This window comes from Solidesulfovibrio sp. (assembly GCF_029978005.1).
Lineage (GTDB): Bacteria > Desulfobacterota > Desulfovibrionia > Desulfovibrionales > Desulfovibrionaceae > Solidesulfovibrio.
Genome location: NZ_JARKOZ010000068.1, coordinates 1 through 15396 on the forward strand (window position 1 = coordinate 1; position 15396 = coordinate 15396).

The window sequence follows — 15396 nt, forward strand, 5'->3', positions numbered from 1 at the left end:
CCCCCCCCCCCCCCCCCCCCCCCCCCCCCCCCCCCCCCCCCCCCCCCCCCCCCCCCCCCCCCCCCCCCCCCCCCCCCCCCCCCCCCCCCCCCCCCCCCCCCCCCCCCCCCCCCCCCCCCCCCCCCCCCCCCCCCCCATTCCTCCCCCTCTTCCCACAAAGGAGCCTCCATGGAAGCGCCGGACAGAAATCTCGGCTTGGATCTGGTACGGGTCACGGAAGCGGCGGCGCTCAGTTCCTCGCGCTGGCTCGGGCGCGGCGACAAGAACGCCGGCGACCAGGCCGCCGTGGACGCCATGCGCCTTTCCTTCAACACCCTGCCCATCGAGGGCATGATCATCATCGGCGAGGGCGAGAAGGACGAGGCCCCCATGCTCTACAACGGCGAGCGCGTGGGCAGCGGCCAGGGCCATGCGGTGGACGTGGCCGTGGACCCGGTGGAGGGCACGAACCTCTTGGCCTACGGCCGGCCCAACGCCATCTCCGTGGTCGGCATCGCCCCTCGCGGCTCCATGTTCAACCCCGGGCCGAGCTATTACATGCAAAAGCTGGTGGTGCCGGCCGAGGCCAGGGACGTGGCCGACCTCGACGCGCCCGTGGGCGAGAATCTGAAAAAAATCGCCAAAGCCCTCGGCAAGGACGTGGACGACCTGGTGGTCTTCGTCCTGGACAAGCCGCGCCACAAGGCGCTCATCGCCGACATCCGGGCCGTTGGCGCGCGCATCCAGCTGCACACCGACGGCGACGTGGCCGGCTCGCTCATGGCCGTGGACCCCGACAACGTGGTGGACGTCATGCTCGGCACCGGCGGCACGCCCGAGGGCGTGCTCTCGGCCTGCGCCATCCGGGCGCTGGGCGGCCGGCTGCTGGCCCGGCTCGATCCGCAGTCGGAAGACGAGAAGCTGGCCCTGGCCGAGGCCGGCATCGACTGCACGCGCGTCTTCACCGAAGAGACGCTGGTCAAAAGCGACGACACCTACTTCGCCGCCACCGGCATCTCGGGCGGCACCTTCCTGGAAGGCGTCCAGTTCACCGGCACCCACGCCGTCACCCACTCCCTGGTCATGCGCGGCAAGACCGGCACCATGCGCCGCATCGAAACGCGCATCCGGCTGGACAAGCTGATGGAAATCAGCGCGGTGAAGTATGATTAGAAGGGAAGATGAAGAGGAAGATGCCTCCGGCGGCCGGGGGGCATGATGCCCCCCGGACCCCCTCGATGGGAAAAGGCCGGAATCAAAAAATAAGGATGGTGTAGCCGTCTTCGGCGTAGGGGGCCATGCCGGGGTGGCCGTGCATGTCGTCGAGCAGGGCGAATCCCTCGGCCACGGCCGCCTCCTGGCTGCCGAGCTGGTGCGAGCAGGCCCGGCAGACGCCGGCGAACAGCCCCAGGCCCTTGGTCTTCTCGAAAAGCGCGTGCATGGGATTGTCCGCCTTGGCCAGGACGGCCACGAGCTTGGTGGCCTCGCCCTCCAGCACCACTTTGACTTCGTAGCCTTTCTCCAGGAAGTCCAACGCGTTTAAGAGCACATGGACGAAGCAGGACAGATCGCCCTTAAACGCGAAGAGCGCCACTTTCTTCACGGCTCGCCTCCCTTCCCGGCCGCGACCCTGCCGACCGGGGCCAGATACACGGTGAATTCCGCCTCGCCGTCCACGCCCAAAAGCGCGTCGCAGGCCTCCTGGTCGTAGGCGGCCACGGCGCAGGTCCCCGCGCCCACGGCCTCGCAGGCCAGGTACAGGTTCTGGCAGACGTGGCCGGCGTCCAGCGCGATGACCTTGTAGGACGCCTCGGCGTAGCGCCACTCCATGCGCTCGGGAACCGTGGTCCAGAAAAACGTCGCCGCGCCCCGGGCCGTGAAGCGCTGGTCGAAGGCGGCCCTGGAGACTTGCGCCTCGAGGTCGTCCGGCTGGTCTTTAAGGAGCAGCGCGTGCTCCACGGGCAGGTAGCGGTAAAGGCCCTTGGCGAGCCCCGCCACGCGAAAAACGGCCAGGTACGTTTCCAGGGCGTGGCGGCAGCCGGCCGAGGGCACGGTGCGAAAGCCGGACGCGCCCGGGGCCTTGCGCAGGCCCTGGCTGGCCCAGAGCAAAAAGCCCAGTTCGGCGAGCGTCAGCGGCGCGTCGTCGAAGACCCGGCGCGAACGGCGGTTGGCCACGGCCTCGGCCAGGGACACGGGTGCGACGCCCGGCCAGCCGTCGCCCGGCCCGGGCAGGGGTACGAGCGCCGCCCCTGGCGGATACGGCTTTTGCAGCGGCGGCGCGGGCAGTCCCCTATTTTGCGCCGTGGTGGAAAAGTCCACCATCTTGCGCACCGTGTCCTTCAGGAAAAACTTCAAATCAAACCGCATCCCGTCTCCTTCCCCCAGATGGGGTGGTCCAGGAGGGGGCCTCGCCCCCGCCTGGCCGCCGGAGGCATTCTTTCCTCTCCAACCTACGCATACCCTTCGATAATCTCCCGCAACGCCCCCATGTCCGGCTCCCGCGTGGCGAGCGGCGCTTTCGCGCCCGCGCCGAAGGCCGGCCGGTCGCTTTTCCACAGGATGCCTATGGGGATGCGCTCGCCCCACTGCCTGGCCTTCTCCATGGCCGCGCCGAAATCGGTCGGGTCGTGGTCGTCGCCGAGCGCGTAACAGCGCTCCTTGTACCAGGCGTAGGTGTTGACCTTGTTGAAGGAGACGCAGGGCTGGAGCACGTCGATGAGGGCAAAGCCGGGATGGCGCGCGCCGGCCGCGATGAGCCCGGCCAGGTGGTCGATCTCGCCGGCGAAGCCCCGGGCCACGAAGGACGCGCCCATGGTCACGGCCACGGCCACGGGGTTGAAGGCGGCCGACGGCGCGCCGTGGGGCTGGGTCTTGGTCTGCTGGCCTTGCGGCGTGGTCGGGCTGGCCTGGCCTTTGGTCAGGCCGTAGACTTGGTTGTCGTGGACGATGTAGGTGATGTCGACGTTGCGCCGGATGGCCGCCAGGAAGTGGTTGCCGCCCTCGCCGTAGGAGCAGCCGTCGCCGGATTCGGCGAACACGGCCAGTTCCGGGTTGGCCAGCCGGATGCCCGTGGCCGCCGGCAGGGAGCGGCCATGCAGGCCGTTTAGGGTATTGACGCGGATGTAGTGCGGGGCCTTGGCCGCCTGGCCGATGCCCGTGGAGAAGACCGCCTTGTGGGGCGGCAGGCCCAGCTCCACCAGGGCCTTGACCACGGCCTTGCGGATGGAGAAGTTCCCGCAGCCGGGGCACCAGGCGGTTTCGAACTCGCCGTAGTCTTGCGCTGTGACCATGCCTGCCTCCTACAGCCTTTCGAGGATGTACGCCGCGGTGAACGGCAGCCCGTCGTAGCGGTTGACCCGGCCGTCGAAGACGTAGCCCGTCTCGCGGCGGACCAGCCGGGCCAGCTGGCCGGCGAAATTGCCCTCGACCATGACCGTGCGCCGGGCTTGGCCGAGCACCGGCATAAAGGCGTCCGGGGTCAGCGGCCAGACCTGGGAAAAATGCAGCACCGCCGCCTTTTCCCCTTTTTCCCGCAGCGCTTGCGCCGCCTCCAGGGCCGCGCCGAGGGTCGAGCCCCAGCAGGTCAGCAGCGTCGCGTTGTCCGGATCGCCGTACACGTCCGGCGGCAAGGCGGCCTTGGCCAGGCCGTCGTGCTTTCGCATGCGCTTGTCCTGCATGGTCACGCGCACGCCGAGGTCCTCGGTGATGTGGCCGTCCGGGGTGTGCTCGTCGCTGTCGAGGACGACCGTGGCTTCGCAAAAGCCGGGAATCAGGCGCGGCGACACGCCGTCGCCGGTCACGGCGTAGCGCTCGTAGCCGGCCGGGTCGGGCACGGCGGTCAGGGGCCGGGCCACGGGCGGCAGGCTGTCCAGGTCGAAGGGCGCGACGTCGCGGAAGCTGTCGGCCAGGAACTGGTCCGTGAGGATGAAGACCGGCGACTGGAAGCGCTCGGCCGCGTCCACGGCCCGGTAGGAAAGGTGGAAGCACTGTTCCACGCTGCCCGGCGCGAAGATGGCCCGGGGAAACTCGCCGTGGCCGGCGGAGAGGACCAGGTCGAGGTCGGCCTGCTCGGTGCGGGTGGGCAGCCCCGTGGCCGGGCCGGGGCGCTGGGCCACCACGATGGTCACGGGGGTCTCCAGCATGCCGGAGAGGCTCACGCCCTCGACCATGAGCGCGAATCCGCCGCCCGAGGTGGAGACCATGGGCCGGGCTCCGGCATAGGACGCGCCGACGGCCATGATGACGGCGGCGATCTCGTCCTCGGCCTGTTCGCAGACCACGCCCATGCGGTCGGCGTGGTCGATGTAGGTCTGGATGACCGAGGTGCCGGGCGTCATGGGGTAAAACGAACAGAAATCGACGCCCGCGGCCAGCCCGCCCAGGGCGATGGCATCGTTGCCGTGGAGCATGACCCGCCTGCCGCGCGCCTCGGGCGGGGGCAGGCAGGCGAAGGCGGCCTTCTGAGCAATGGTCCAGTCCATGGCCGCCGCGAAGACTTGGCTGTTGGCCGCCACGATCTCGTCGCCTTTCCTGCCGAACTTCTCGGCGATGAGCCCGGTGATCCAGGCCGGGTCCAGGCAGAGCAGCGCGCCGAGCACGCCGAGCGCCGCCATGTTCTCGTACAGCGGTTTGGGGCAGAGCTCCTTGTAGGGGACGGCCAGCCCCGGCAGGCCGGCCAGGCCGTGGGCCGCGTCGGCCAGCACCAGGGCCCGGTCCGTGAGGTCGCTCCTGTGGATGTCCAGGGTCTCGGCGGACAGGGCGACGAGGAGGTCGATGCCCTCGGTCGGCGCGACGACCGGAGCGCTGTCCGCGCGGATGGCGAAAGTGTTGTGCCCGCCCCGGATGCGGGACTGGTAGTCCTGGGTGACGACGATGGCGTAACCGGCGCGCACCAATGCCCGGGAGAGGAATTCCCCCACGGTCACGAGCCCCTGGCCGGCTTCGCCGCCGATGACGATGTTGACTGCGGATGCGCCCATGCTTGTCGCTCCCTTGCGGCAAAAGGACGGCCGTCCGCGCCTGGCGCGGACGGCCGGGGGTTGACGTACGGCTGACGCCGCGGGCTGCCTAGGCGGCGGTGGTCGGCGGGACGTAGACCCGGGCGGCCAGGTCCTTGTCGAGCATGAAGAACCCGCCGGGGGTCTGGTCCACGAGCTTGAGCTTGGCGATGACGTCGGCGACGCTCGCCTCCTCCTCCACCTGCTCGTCGATGAACCACTTGAGGAAGGAGGCCGTGCCGTGGTCCTTTTCCTCCAGGGCCAGGTCCATCAGCTTGTAGATGCGGGCGGTGACGCCCTCCTCGTGGGACAGGGCCTCCTCGAACACGGCCAGGGGCGAGGCCCAGTCATGGGGCGGCGCCTCGATGGCCTGCAGGATCACCCGGCCGCCGCGCTCCACGATGTAGTCATAGAATTTCTGGGCGTGAAACTTCTCTTCCTGGTCCTGCACATGCATCCAGTTGGCGAAGCCCATGAGGCCCTTGTCCTCGAAATAGGTGGCCATGGAAACGTACAGGTAGGCGGAATAGAGCTCCCAATGCACCTGGTCGTTGAGAGCCTTCACCATGGTCGGCGACAGCATGGGCTAGTCCTTCTTCCAGAGGCCGTGGATGTTGCAGTATTCGCGGGCGTAGACCTTCTCGGCCTTGATGCAGAAGGTCGCTTCCGGGGCCTGGCCGGGCTTGAGGAACTTGCGGTAGGTCTTGCCGTCGGCCACCAGCTCGATCCACTCGATGTAGTGTTTCTCTTCCATGGGGTGCGCGGCCGCGCCGACCTTGACCAGGTAGCCGTCGGCAGTCTTCTCGATGACCGGAACGTGCTTCTCCTTGGAGGCGTCCACGGTGTTCTCGGTCATGAGCTTCATGGGCTGGCCGCAGCAGACCAGTTCGCCCTCGCCGGCATGCAGAACCTCGACGATATTGCCGCACACTTCGCACTTGTAGATTTCCAGTAGCTCAGCCATGTCGTAGTACTCCTTGTGATCCCCGATGATCGTTGCACGCGCGGGCCGGCCGGGGAGAACCAGGGCGCGGGGCGAGCGACACCTTGTCATCTCCTAAACCACTTCTCGCTCCTTTGCGCAACCCCCGCGCCGGGCAAAGCCGGACGCTTCGATCCGTGGAGGCCGCGCCGTAAAGTATTCGCCGAAGCGGCCGATGACAGGGACAGGAGGCCCATGGGGCCGCCATGGAGAACGCCATGCACCTTGCCCGAAAACTGCTGCCCTGCGCCCTGGCCGGCCTCGTCCTGGCCGCCGGCCTGGTCGAGCCCGTGGACACGGCCCGGGCCGGCACGCCGGCTCCGCTGCCGACGCAGATCCCCATCCGCGACATCGACGCGCCGCCCACGCCCAACACGCCGCCCACGCCTTTTACGCCCAAGCCCGCGCCCGTGCGGCGGCATCGGGCCAAAAAGCCGCGCAAACGCCCGGCCCCGCCCGTGCCGACGCCTCCCGCGCCACGGGCCAAGGCCCCGGCCGGCCCCAAGCTAGAGCAGCGCTACGAGCCGCCCACGGAATCCATCGTTCCCCTGGACGCCCCCCTGTCCCCCACGGCTCCGCCGGCTTCCGGCGACCGGAAGGGCCAGGCCGCACCGAAACCCGCGCCCGTGGAATTCCCGCCCGAGCCCGCCCCGGCTCCGGCCCCGGCTCCGGCCCAGACGCCGCAACCGGCCCCCCAACCCGCGCCCAAGCCGGCCCAATGACAAGGAGGCCGTCATGAAGAACACGCTTCGAGTCCTGTCCGCATCGCTGTTGGGCCTGGCCTTGGCGACGCTGCTCATGGGCGCGACCCCGCCGCCGCCCCAGCCGCAGTATCCCGAGGTGGCCATGGCCCTGGCCGCGGACCTCGACCGCCAGCTCGTGCCGCGCCTTGGCATGTACACCCGCGACAACAGTCGGGGCCTGTACTGGGTGGTGGTGACCACCCCGGCGGACATGAGCGACCTGAGCCGCGCCACGCCCCTGTCCCGGCTCTTCGGCCAGGAGCTGTCCACGGCCCTGGTGGCGCTGGGGTACAACGTCCAGGAGATCCGCAAGGCCGGCGACATCATGACGAGCCGAGGCCAGGGCGAGTTCGTCCTGACCCGCGACACCCGCGCCCTGGCCGCCAGCCGGGCCACGGCCACCCTGGTCGTGGCCGGCACCTACGTGGCCACGCCCGGCGGCGTGCGCTTCGCCATGGAGGTCATCGACGCCCGCAACAACAACATCGTGGCCGCGGCCAACCGCACCCTGCCCATGGACGCCACGGTGGGGGCCCTCGGCGGCCCGGGCACGTCCTTTGTCGCGCCCACGGTCTCCACCGTCGATCCCGAGACCTTCCGCCGGGAGATGATCCCCTACTCCATGGCCCGGCACTGGTGATTCCCGGCGGCCGGCTTGCCACCGGCCGCCCCATCTCTTATGCTCCGGCCATGTCTTTGAGAGCATGAGGATGGAACCATGAACGACTTGCGCCACGTCCTGGTCGTGGAAGACAGCCGCGTCCAGGCCAAGATCATCAGCCAGCACATCGCCGAGGCCACGCCCTTCCCCACCCTGGTGGCCCACACCCTGGCCGAGGCCAGGGAGATCATGACGCAGCAGCGCGAGGCCATCTTCGTGGCCATCCTCGACCGCAACCTGCCCGACGACGAGGACGGCGGCATCGTGCCCCTGGCCACCTCGCTCGGCATCCCTTCGGTAGTCATGACCGCCACCTTCGACGAGGAGGTGCGCCGCAAGCTCCTGGAGCAGAACGTAGTGGACTACTTCGTCAAGAACATGTCCGAGATGGGGGCCATGGAGCGGCTCATCGAGCGACTGTACAAGAACCAGTTCGTCAAGGCGCTGGTGGTGGACGACTCCAAACTCTTCCGCCATCACCTCACCCGGCTTCTGACCAACCTCAACCTCCAGGTGCTGGAGGCCGAGGACGGCCGGCAGGCCCTGGAGATGCTGCGCCGGGAGGATGGGGTCAGCCTCGTGGTCACGGACTACAACATGCCGAACCTCGACGGGTTCGGGTTCATCGAGGAACTGCGCGCCACCTGGCCCAAGGACAAGCTGGTCGTCATCGGCGTCTCCGCCGAAGGCGGGGCGCAGACCGTCAAGTTCCTCAAGGTCGGGGCCAACGACTTCCTGGTCAAGCCCGTGCAAGCCGAGGAATGCATCTGCCGGGTCCACCAGCAGCTGGACATGCTGGAGATCCTCACCAACTACCGCGAACTGTGCGCCAAGGCAGGGAACTAGACAACGCGGCCCTGCCGCGACGCCGCCCGCTGCGCCGTCTCGTCCCGGCCGCCGCCGGCCTGGCCCTCCTGCTGGCGGCCGCCGTCGTCCTGCGCCTGGCCACGGCCGCGCCGCCCTTTCCCCTGGCCGTGCTCTCCCCGCCGGGAGCCGTCGTGATCGCGGCCCGAAACGGCGCGCCCCTGCGGCTCTACCTCGCCCCGGACGAGGCCTGGCGCTTTCCCACCCGGCTTTCCGCCGTGGCCCCCATCCTGCCCCGCCTGGTGGTCGCGGCCGAGGACCGGCACTTCTACCGCCATCCCGGGGTCAACCCCCTGTCGCTCGCCCGCGCCGCGATTTCGAACCTGCTCGCCGGCCGCGTGGTCTCGGGCGGGTCCACCATCACCATGCAGTTGGCCCGGCTGGCCGAACCCAAGGCACGCACCCTGGCCGGCAAGCGACGCGAGGCCCTGGCCGCCCTGGCCCTGGAGCGGCGGCTGTCCAAGGAAGCCATCCTCGAGCGCTACCTCAACATGGCCCCCTACGGCGGCAACATCGTGGGCGTGGGCGCGGCCAGCCTGCTCTACTGCGGCAAGACCCCGGACCGGCTGTCCCTGGCCGAGGCGGCCCTTTTCGCCGTGCTGCCGCGCGCGCCAAGCGCCCTGGACCCGGTACGCCATCCCGCCCGGGCCAAGGCGGCCCGCGACGCGTTGCTCGCCCGCGTGGCCCGGCTCGGGGTGGTCACGGCCGAGGAGGCGGCCGAGGCCATGGCCGCGCCCGTGCCGCGAAAGCTCCTGGAGCCGCCGTTTATCGCGCCGCAGTTCTGCGACATGGCCAGGGAGGCGGCGGGCAAGGCCGTGCGCGTGGACACGACCCTGGACCCGTCGCTGCAAAAAGCCGTGGCCGACGTGCTGCGCGGCCGCAAGAGCGCGCTGGCCGCCCAGGGCATCGGGGCCGTGGCCGCCGTGGTCCTGGACGTGGCCAGCCGCGACGTCCTGGCCCTGGTCGGCTCCACGGACTTCTTCGGCGACGCCCGCTTCGGCCAGATCAACGGCGCGACCATCCGCCGCTCGCCCGGCTCGGCGCTCAAGCCCTTCCTCTACGCCATGGCCCTGGACGCCGGCCTGGTCTTTCCCCAAAGCCAGCTCCTGGACGTCCCCACGGCCTTCGGCGGCTACAAGCCGAAGAACTACGACGGCCTCTACCGTGGCCGGGTGACCACCGAACAGGCGCTGGCGGCCTCCCTCAACGTGCCGGCGGTGCGGCTTTTAAGCGACGTCGGGCCGACGCGCTTCCTGGACCAGCTGCGCCGGGAGGGTTTTTCCAGCCTGGACCGGCCGGCCGAGCATTACGGCCTGTCCCTGGTCCTCGGCGGCGGCGAGGTGACGCTTCTTTCCCTGGCCGACGCCTACGCCGACCTGGCCGGCGGCGGCGAGCACCGGCCGCCCCGGCTGCTCCTGGCCGCGCCTTCCGGTCCGGCCACGCGGCTCTACTCCCCCGAGGCCAGCGCGCTGGTCACCGAGATGCTCGCCAAGGTGGAGCGGCCGGACCTGCCCACCTCCTGGGAACGCGCCCTGGCCGTGCCGGCCGTGGCCTGGAAGACCGGCACCTCCTACGGCCACCGCGACGCCTGGGCCGTGGGCTACAGCGCCGACCGGGTCATCGCCGTGTGGGTCGGCAACATGGACGGGACGCCGGTCAAGGGCATCTCGGGCGCGGTCCACGCCGGGCCGGTCCTGTTCGAGCTCTTCCGGGCCGTGGAGCCGCGTGGCTCGCGCCTGGCCATGCCGGCCTGGCTCAACATCCGCGAGGTGGAGGTCTGCGCCGAAAGCCGCCAACTGGCCGGCCCGGACTGCCCACGGCACGTCACGGCCAGGATCATCCCCGGCGTGACCAAACTTCTCCCCTGCCCGGTGCACCGCCGCCAGCTCGTGGACGCGGCCTCGGGCCGGGCCCTTTCCGCCGACTGCCTGGACGCGCACCAGGCCGTGTCCGCGGTCGTGGCCCGCTACCCGGCCGAGCTCGTGTCCTACTGGCGGGCGGTGGGCATCCCCTTCGAGGCCCCGCCCGAGCCCGAACCGGGCTGCGGCGCGCCGTCGGGCCCCGGGCCGCGCGTGGTCTCGCCGAGTCCGGCCACGCCCTACGTCTTTCGGCGTGACGTGCCGGCCTCGCTGCAGCGCATCGCCCTGACCGCCGCCGCCCCTGCCGACAGCCGCCGGCTTTCCTGGTATGTGGACGGCGAGCTGGCCGCCCAGGGCGGACCGGCCGAACGCCTTTTCTGGGAACCGGCCCCGGGCCGCCACCGCGTGGTGTGCGTGGACGACCTGGGCCGCACCGACGCCGTGACCGTGGGCGTCGAATAGACAAGGAGGAGCGCCTCATGAGCGCCGTGCTGGATTTTTCCATCTTTCCGCTGGACAAGGGCGACAGCCTTTCGGAGTACGTGGCCCGGGCCGTGCGCATCATCAAGGAGAGCGGGCTGCCCTACGTCTTTTCCCCCATGTCCACCAGCGTCGAGGGAGAATGGGACGAGGTCATGGCCCTGGTGACCCGGTGCAAGGACGCCCTGGCCAAGGATTGCCACCGCATCCACGTGGTCATCCGCGTGGACCTGCGCGACGGCCCGTCGGGACGGCTTCAATCCAAAGTCCGGGCCGTGGAGGAAAAACTGTAGAAACCGACCGGTCCGGACCGCGACCGTTGCCAAGGCCCCGCGCCGGCGTTACACCGTTGCGACAAGCGGCAGCCGCGGCCCGGCCGGGAAACGCCCCGGCCCGGGCCAAACCCACCACGCAAACGCCCAGGAGTGAGCCATGCTCGATCAGTTGGCGAAAATGGACATGAGCATCTACTTCCAGACCGTCGTCTTCCTCGCCTTCCTCGCCCTGATGCTGCGGCTGCACTGGAAGATGGGGTCGCTTGCCCACATCTTCGCCAACGCCCTGCGCTACGCCGTGCTGCTTTTCATCTTCATCTACCTGTTCCTCAACTGGGCCAGCGACGTCAATCCGAGCCTTCGCAGCAGCAGCATCCTCATCATGACGCTCATCAACGTCTACCTGCTGTGGCACGTCATCGTGGCCGCCGTGGAACTGCCCTACCGCCGGGCCCTGGCCGGCTGCGTGGACGGCATCTGCACGGGCACGGACCTGGAGCGGGTCTTCGCCGCAGGCAAGCGCTTCTACAAGCTGCGCTACTTCTGGACCTCCCTGGCCAGCGGCAACGCCCCCTGGCGCTTCCTGCGCGGCATCGCCGCCGAGCGCACCCGCGACGACCTGCACCGGGTGTTCGTGAGCCTGGACCCCAAGGCGTCGGTCTTCGGCGCGAGCCTTTTTACCCATTACCTCAAGCACCGCCTGGACGCGGACAAGGGCCAGCCGGCGGAGAAGCGCGCCGAGCGCCTGCGCCTCGTCGAGACCCTGGAAAAGGACGCCTGGCTTTCGGACAATACCGGCGAGTTCCTGCATCTGCTGCTCACCGCGCCCGAAGACCTCCAGGAAGTCGGGCTCAAGACCGCCCTCAAGGACGCCGGCAAGCTGGCCTGACCGGCCGGGCGGCCCCGCTCCGGCCGCAGGCCCCACGCGTCATGCGCCCAAGCGTCGCCCTTCTCTTCCTTTGCCTGCTCCTCCCGGCCGCGTCCGTCGCCCAGGCGGCGGACACGGCCGGACCGCGCTGCCGGCCGGCCGCCCTGGCCGTGGCCGTGGACGCCGGGCACGGGCCGGGCATCCCCGGCGCGACCAGCTCCCGGGGCGTGCCCGAATACGACTTCAACCTGCGCCTGGCCAAGGAGCTCGTCGCCGCCCTGCGCGCCGCCGGCTTTCCCAAGGCCTCCCTCCTCGATCCCAAGGGCGAGGATCTGCCCCCGGCCGCCAGGGCGGCCCGGGCCAACGCCGCCGGGGCGGGGCTGCTGCTTTCCGTCCACCACGACTCCGTCCAGCCGCAGTTTCTCGAAACCTGGACCGTGGACGGACGCGCCCGGCGCTACTGCGACCGCTTCGCCGGCTATTCGGTCTTCTATTCCCAGCGCAACCCCGACGCGGCCCAGAGCCTGGAACTGGCCAAGGCCATCGGCCGCGAGCTGACCGGAGCCGGGCTCAGTTTCACCCGCCACCACGCCGCCGACATCCCGGGCGAACGCCGCCCCCTGGTGGATGCTACCGTCGGCGTCTCCCGCTACGACGGCCTGGCCGTGCTGGCCGGCGCGCGCATGCCGGCCGTGCTGATCGAGGCCGGCGTCATCGTCAACCGCGACGAGGAACTGGCCCTGTCCGGGGCCGAGCGCCAGCAAAAAACCGCCCGGGCCATGGCCCGGGCGGTCGTGTCGTGGTGCGCCGCGCCAAAGGCGCGTTGAGGCAGGCTTCGCAACGCACCGGAAAAAGTGGGAAAACGGGGAGCATCCTCTGCGGCCGGCGTCCGCGGACGTGGCTCCCGGGGACAGAGACGGCGGGGGCTTGTCGGAAACGCCTCCGCTCAGACGGCGGCGGCCAGGCGTTCCCAGGCCAGGGCCCGGGCCCGTTCGGCCAGTTGCAGCATCTCGGGCTTGGACACCTGGTCGTCGGCCCCCACGGCCTCGCCCTTGTGGCGCAGGCTGTCGGTGATCAGCGAAGAGAAAAGGATCACCGGCAACTGCTTGAGCACCGGGTCCTCCTTGACCTTGCGCGTGAGGCTGTGCCCGTCCATGGCCGGCATCTCGATGTCCGACACCAGGATGTGCACGTAGTCGGTGATGGGCTTGCCTTCCTTGGCCGAGGCCTCCTTCCACTCCATGAGCTGGTCCCAGGCGATGCGGCCGTTGATGGTGCGCGTCACCTCGAAGCCGGCCTTTTCCAGGGACGTGCCGATCATGCGGCGGATGGTGGTGGAGTCGTCGGCGATGAGCGCCTTGAAGGTCATGTCCTTGTCCGGCAGTTCCTTCCGGCGCTCGACGAAGACCTCCTCGTCGAGCTCCTTGAGCGCCAGGCCGGGATTGAGCTCGGCCACGATCTTTTCCATGTCCAGGATGAAGACCACCCGCGTGTCGAGCTGGACCACGCCCGTGACCGAATTGCCGGAATAGGTCTGGACCTGGATGCTCGGCGGCTCGATCCGCTCCCAGCTCAAACGATGGATGCGCGTGACGCCCGAGACGCGAAAGGCGCTGACCACCCTGTTGAATTCCGTCACCACCACCTTGTCGGACGCGTTGTCGGAGCGGTCCTTGCCGAGCCAGATGGCCAGATCGACCAGGGGCACCACCTTGTCGCGCAGGTTGAAGGTGCCAAGCACGCAAGGATGCGGCGTCTGCGGCATTTCCGTGACCTTGGGCAGGCGGATGATCTCCAGGACCTTGGCCACGTTGACCCCGTAATACCCGACGTACGTCTTGCCCGAGGGCGTGGGTTCCTCCAGGTAGAATTCGACGATTTCCAGTTCATTGGTGCCGGATTCGAGAAGGATGTTCGTGTTGCTCATGATGCCTGGGCTCCGGAAGGATTGGTGACGGGCGATGCGTTTCGAGGCGACGCCATGAAAGTCTATGCCGTCGCCATGAAAAAAAGCAAGGCCGCGTTGGAAGGATTTCCATTTGACGCCGTGCGGCCATGGCGGCATGAAAGGGTTTGGAGTCCTGCCAGGGGGCGTTGTTATGTATTGCCGTCTCTTCGGGATGAACGTCATGCCGCAATGTCTTTTCCGTGGCGTTTGCGCGGCGCTGGTCGCCGTTACGTGCTGCCGCGCCATCGCGTCGGCGGGCGACGGTCCGCCGCTGACGCTGTTGGTCTTCGACAGACCGCCCTACTACCTGCTCGACGGCGGCCGGCCGGCGGGCGGCTTCCTGCTCGTCAACGCCATGGCCGTCCTCGACCGGGCCGGCCTTGCCTACGTGGTGCGGGAAATGCCGCCCGGCCGCGTCCTTTCCACCCTCGCCGCCCTGGACGTCGACGCCTGCGCCGTGGGCTGGCTCGAGACTCCGGAGCGCCGGGACTTCGCCCGCTTCAGTGCCCCCATCTACCGCAACAAGCCGCTCATCGCCGCCCTGGGCGCAACCTCGGCCGCCTGCCCGCAAAACGCCGCCCTGGCCGGGCTCCTTGCGGCCAAGGACCACTGGGGCCTGCGCAACGGCTTCTCCTACGGTCCCCGAGCCGACGCCCTGCTGGCGACGGTCCCAGAGGAACGGCTGCACCGCTTTTCCGATCCCGAACTGCTCCTGCCCCTTTTGGCCAAGGGGCGTCTGGACGCCGTGCTCATGGAACCCGAGGAATTCTCTTGGCGCATGGCCCGGGACATGGCCCTGGGCCGGACGGTGCGCGCCTGTCCCCTGGCCGACGCGCCAGAGGGCGTCACCCGCCATATCATGTGCGACATGACCGTGCCCGCCGAAACCATGGCGCGCATCGACGCCGCAGTGCAGGAATTCATGGGCGAGACCGCGGACCAGGCCAGGTTCCTCCTGGCCCAGCGGCATTGATCGAAGGAGCTAGAACTTGCGGTCGAGCAGCAGGTGGGAGAAGTAGCCCAGCACCGTGGCCAGGTAGTAGGGGAAAAACGGCTTCCAGGGCAGGCCGAGCAGCAGCATGGGCGCGAGCAGCACGGAGCCGGGAATGAGCAGGGCCGCCCACCAGGACTGAGTCCAGCCCCGGTGGGAGCCTATGGCCGGCAGCAGGGCGCAGAACCCGAGCACCGCCGCGACGCGGTACTGCTCCCGGAAGATCAGCACGGCGTCCACCACCAGGGCCGCGCCGTAGAAAAAACGCCGCCCCTTGGAGTCCGTGTCCACGTCGGGGAAAAGCCCGCCCAGGATGGAGAAAAGCCCCAGGCAGACCATGGTCTCGAAGCTGGGGCGGTAGGCGCCGAGCCAGTAGGCGCCGCCGAGCGCCCCGGCGGTGACCGCCGCCGCGCCGGCGATGTGCGTCTTGAAACCCGGCATGGGCCGCCTCCTAGCATCACGGCCCGGCCCTGGCAAGGCGGCCCCGCTTGACGCCGCCCCCGGCCATGGCTACCACCACGGCAAACGCAACATCCAACCCCCGGACCCCAAATGCCCGCCAAATTTCTCCCGACCGCCCTTGTCCTGACCATGGCCCTCCTGGCCGCCCTGCTCGCCCCCCAGGCGCCCGCCCTGGCCGGAGCGCCCAAGGTGGAAAACTTCGTCACCAGTTGGTGCCCCTACTGCACCAAGACCAAGGCCTATTTCGACTCCAAGGGCATCGCCTACACCGCCTTCGACATCGAGAA

General features: G+C 69.5%; 18 protein-coding genes. 10 read left to right on the plus strand and 8 right to left on the minus strand.

From position 1 onward, the window contains the following. The first annotated feature begins 168 nt into the window (after positions 1-168). Positions 169-1152: a class II fructose-bisphosphatase gene (gene glpX, locus Q1K70_RS08145; protein WP_300157702.1), complete on the plus strand. Its 984-nt coding sequence runs from the start codon at positions 169-171 to the stop codon at positions 1150-1152. Positions 1153-1234: 82 nt separating this feature from the next. On the opposite strand, the gene Q1K70_RS08150 is transcribed toward glpX, so the two are convergent. The 6 genes from Q1K70_RS08150 to Q1K70_RS08175 form a co-directional block, all read right to left on the minus strand. Then, complete coding sequence (locus tag Q1K70_RS08150) at positions 1235-1582, minus strand: cytoplasmic protein (protein ID WP_300157704.1); 348 nt, start codon at positions 1580-1582, stop codon at positions 1235-1237. Beyond that, positions 1579-2346 carry a SagB/ThcOx family dehydrogenase gene (locus tag Q1K70_RS08155; protein ID WP_300157706.1) on the minus strand — a complete coding sequence of 256 codons (768 nt, stop codon included), beginning with the start codon at positions 2344-2346 and terminating at the stop codon, positions 1579-1581. Before Q1K70_RS08155 ends, Q1K70_RS08150 begins: the two co-directional genes overlap by 4 nt. An 83-nt stretch (positions 2347-2429) precedes the next feature. After that, entirely contained in the window at positions 2430-3269 is an 840-nt protein-coding gene (locus tag Q1K70_RS08160) for a 2-oxoacid:ferredoxin oxidoreductase subunit beta (RefSeq protein WP_300157708.1), read from the minus strand. A 9-nt stretch (positions 3270-3278) separates the two neighbouring features. Then, positions 3279-4958: a 2-oxoacid:acceptor oxidoreductase subunit alpha gene (locus Q1K70_RS08165; protein ID WP_300157710.1), complete on the minus strand. Its 1680-nt coding sequence runs from the start codon at positions 4956-4958 to the stop codon at positions 3279-3281. A gap of 88 nt (positions 4959-5046) precedes the next feature. Further along, the gene (locus Q1K70_RS08170; RefSeq protein WP_300157712.1) at positions 5047-5559 is read right to left on the minus strand and encodes a ferritin; all 513 of its coding nucleotides are present in this window, start codon (positions 5557-5559) and stop codon (positions 5047-5049) included. 3 nt (positions 5560-5562) lie between these two features. Then, positions 5563-5940 (minus strand): desulfoferrodoxin, encoded by a 378-nt coding sequence (locus Q1K70_RS08175; RefSeq protein WP_300157714.1) that lies wholly within the window; start codon positions 5938-5940, stop codon positions 5563-5565. Positions 5941-6176: 236 nt separating this feature from the next. Between Q1K70_RS08175 and Q1K70_RS08180 the strand changes: the two genes are divergently transcribed. From Q1K70_RS08180 to Q1K70_RS08210, 7 genes are all read left to right on the plus strand, one after another. Then, complete coding sequence (locus Q1K70_RS08180) at positions 6177-6680, plus strand: hypothetical protein (RefSeq protein WP_300157716.1); 504 nt, start codon at positions 6177-6179, stop codon at positions 6678-6680. 13 nt (positions 6681-6693) lie between these two features. Continuing rightward, a complete protein-coding gene (locus tag Q1K70_RS08185) occupies positions 6694-7341 on the plus strand; it encodes a FlgO family outer membrane protein (protein ID WP_300157718.1) in 648 nt (215 codons plus the stop codon). Between the two features lie 78 nt (positions 7342-7419). Continuing rightward, the gene (locus Q1K70_RS08190; protein ID WP_300157720.1) at positions 7420-8208 is read left to right on the plus strand and encodes a response regulator; all 789 of its coding nucleotides are present in this window, start codon (positions 7420-7422) and stop codon (positions 8206-8208) included. Then, the gene (pbpC, locus tag Q1K70_RS08195; RefSeq protein WP_300157722.1) at positions 8187-10547 is read left to right on the plus strand and encodes a penicillin-binding protein 1C; all 2361 of its coding nucleotides are present in this window, start codon (positions 8187-8189) and stop codon (positions 10545-10547) included. Before Q1K70_RS08190 ends, pbpC begins: the two co-directional genes overlap by 22 nt. A gap of 17 nt (positions 10548-10564) precedes the next feature. Beyond that, entirely contained in the window at positions 10565-10858 is a 294-nt protein-coding gene (locus Q1K70_RS08200; RefSeq protein ID WP_300157724.1) for an MTH1187 family thiamine-binding protein, read from the plus strand. A gap of 139 nt (positions 10859-10997) precedes the next feature. Next, positions 10998-11729, plus strand: a complete 732-nt coding sequence (locus tag Q1K70_RS08205; RefSeq protein ID WP_300157726.1) for a hypothetical protein — start codon at positions 10998-11000, stop codon at positions 11727-11729. A gap of 41 nt (positions 11730-11770) precedes the next feature. Further along, positions 11771-12535, plus strand: coding sequence for an N-acetylmuramoyl-L-alanine amidase (locus Q1K70_RS08210; protein ID WP_300157728.1), 765 nt, complete (start codon positions 11771-11773; stop codon positions 12533-12535). Between the two features lie 119 nt (positions 12536-12654). Here the strand turns inward: Q1K70_RS08210 and Q1K70_RS08215 are convergent, their stop codons facing one another. Next, the gene (locus Q1K70_RS08215) at positions 12655-13635 is read right to left on the minus strand and encodes a chemotaxis protein (RefSeq protein ID WP_300157730.1); all 981 of its coding nucleotides are present in this window, start codon (positions 13633-13635) and stop codon (positions 12655-12657) included. Positions 13636-13837: 202 nt separating this feature from the next. Here Q1K70_RS08215 and Q1K70_RS08220 point away from each other — a divergent pair, with 202 nt between their 5' ends. Continuing rightward, positions 13838-14629: a transporter substrate-binding domain-containing protein gene (locus tag Q1K70_RS08220; RefSeq protein WP_300157732.1), complete on the plus strand. Its 792-nt coding sequence runs from the start codon at positions 13838-13840 to the stop codon at positions 14627-14629. Positions 14630-14638: 9 nt separating this feature from the next. On the opposite strand, the gene Q1K70_RS08225 is transcribed toward Q1K70_RS08220, so the two are convergent. Beyond that, positions 14639-15088, minus strand: coding sequence for a metal-dependent hydrolase (locus tag Q1K70_RS08225; protein ID WP_300157734.1), 450 nt, complete (start codon positions 15086-15088; stop codon positions 14639-14641). 111 nt (positions 15089-15199) lie between these two features. Between Q1K70_RS08225 and Q1K70_RS08230 the strand changes: the two genes are divergently transcribed. Beyond that, positions 15200-15396 (plus strand): glutaredoxin domain-containing protein (locus tag Q1K70_RS08230; RefSeq protein WP_300157736.1); only part of this gene is annotated, 197 nt, incomplete at its 3' end.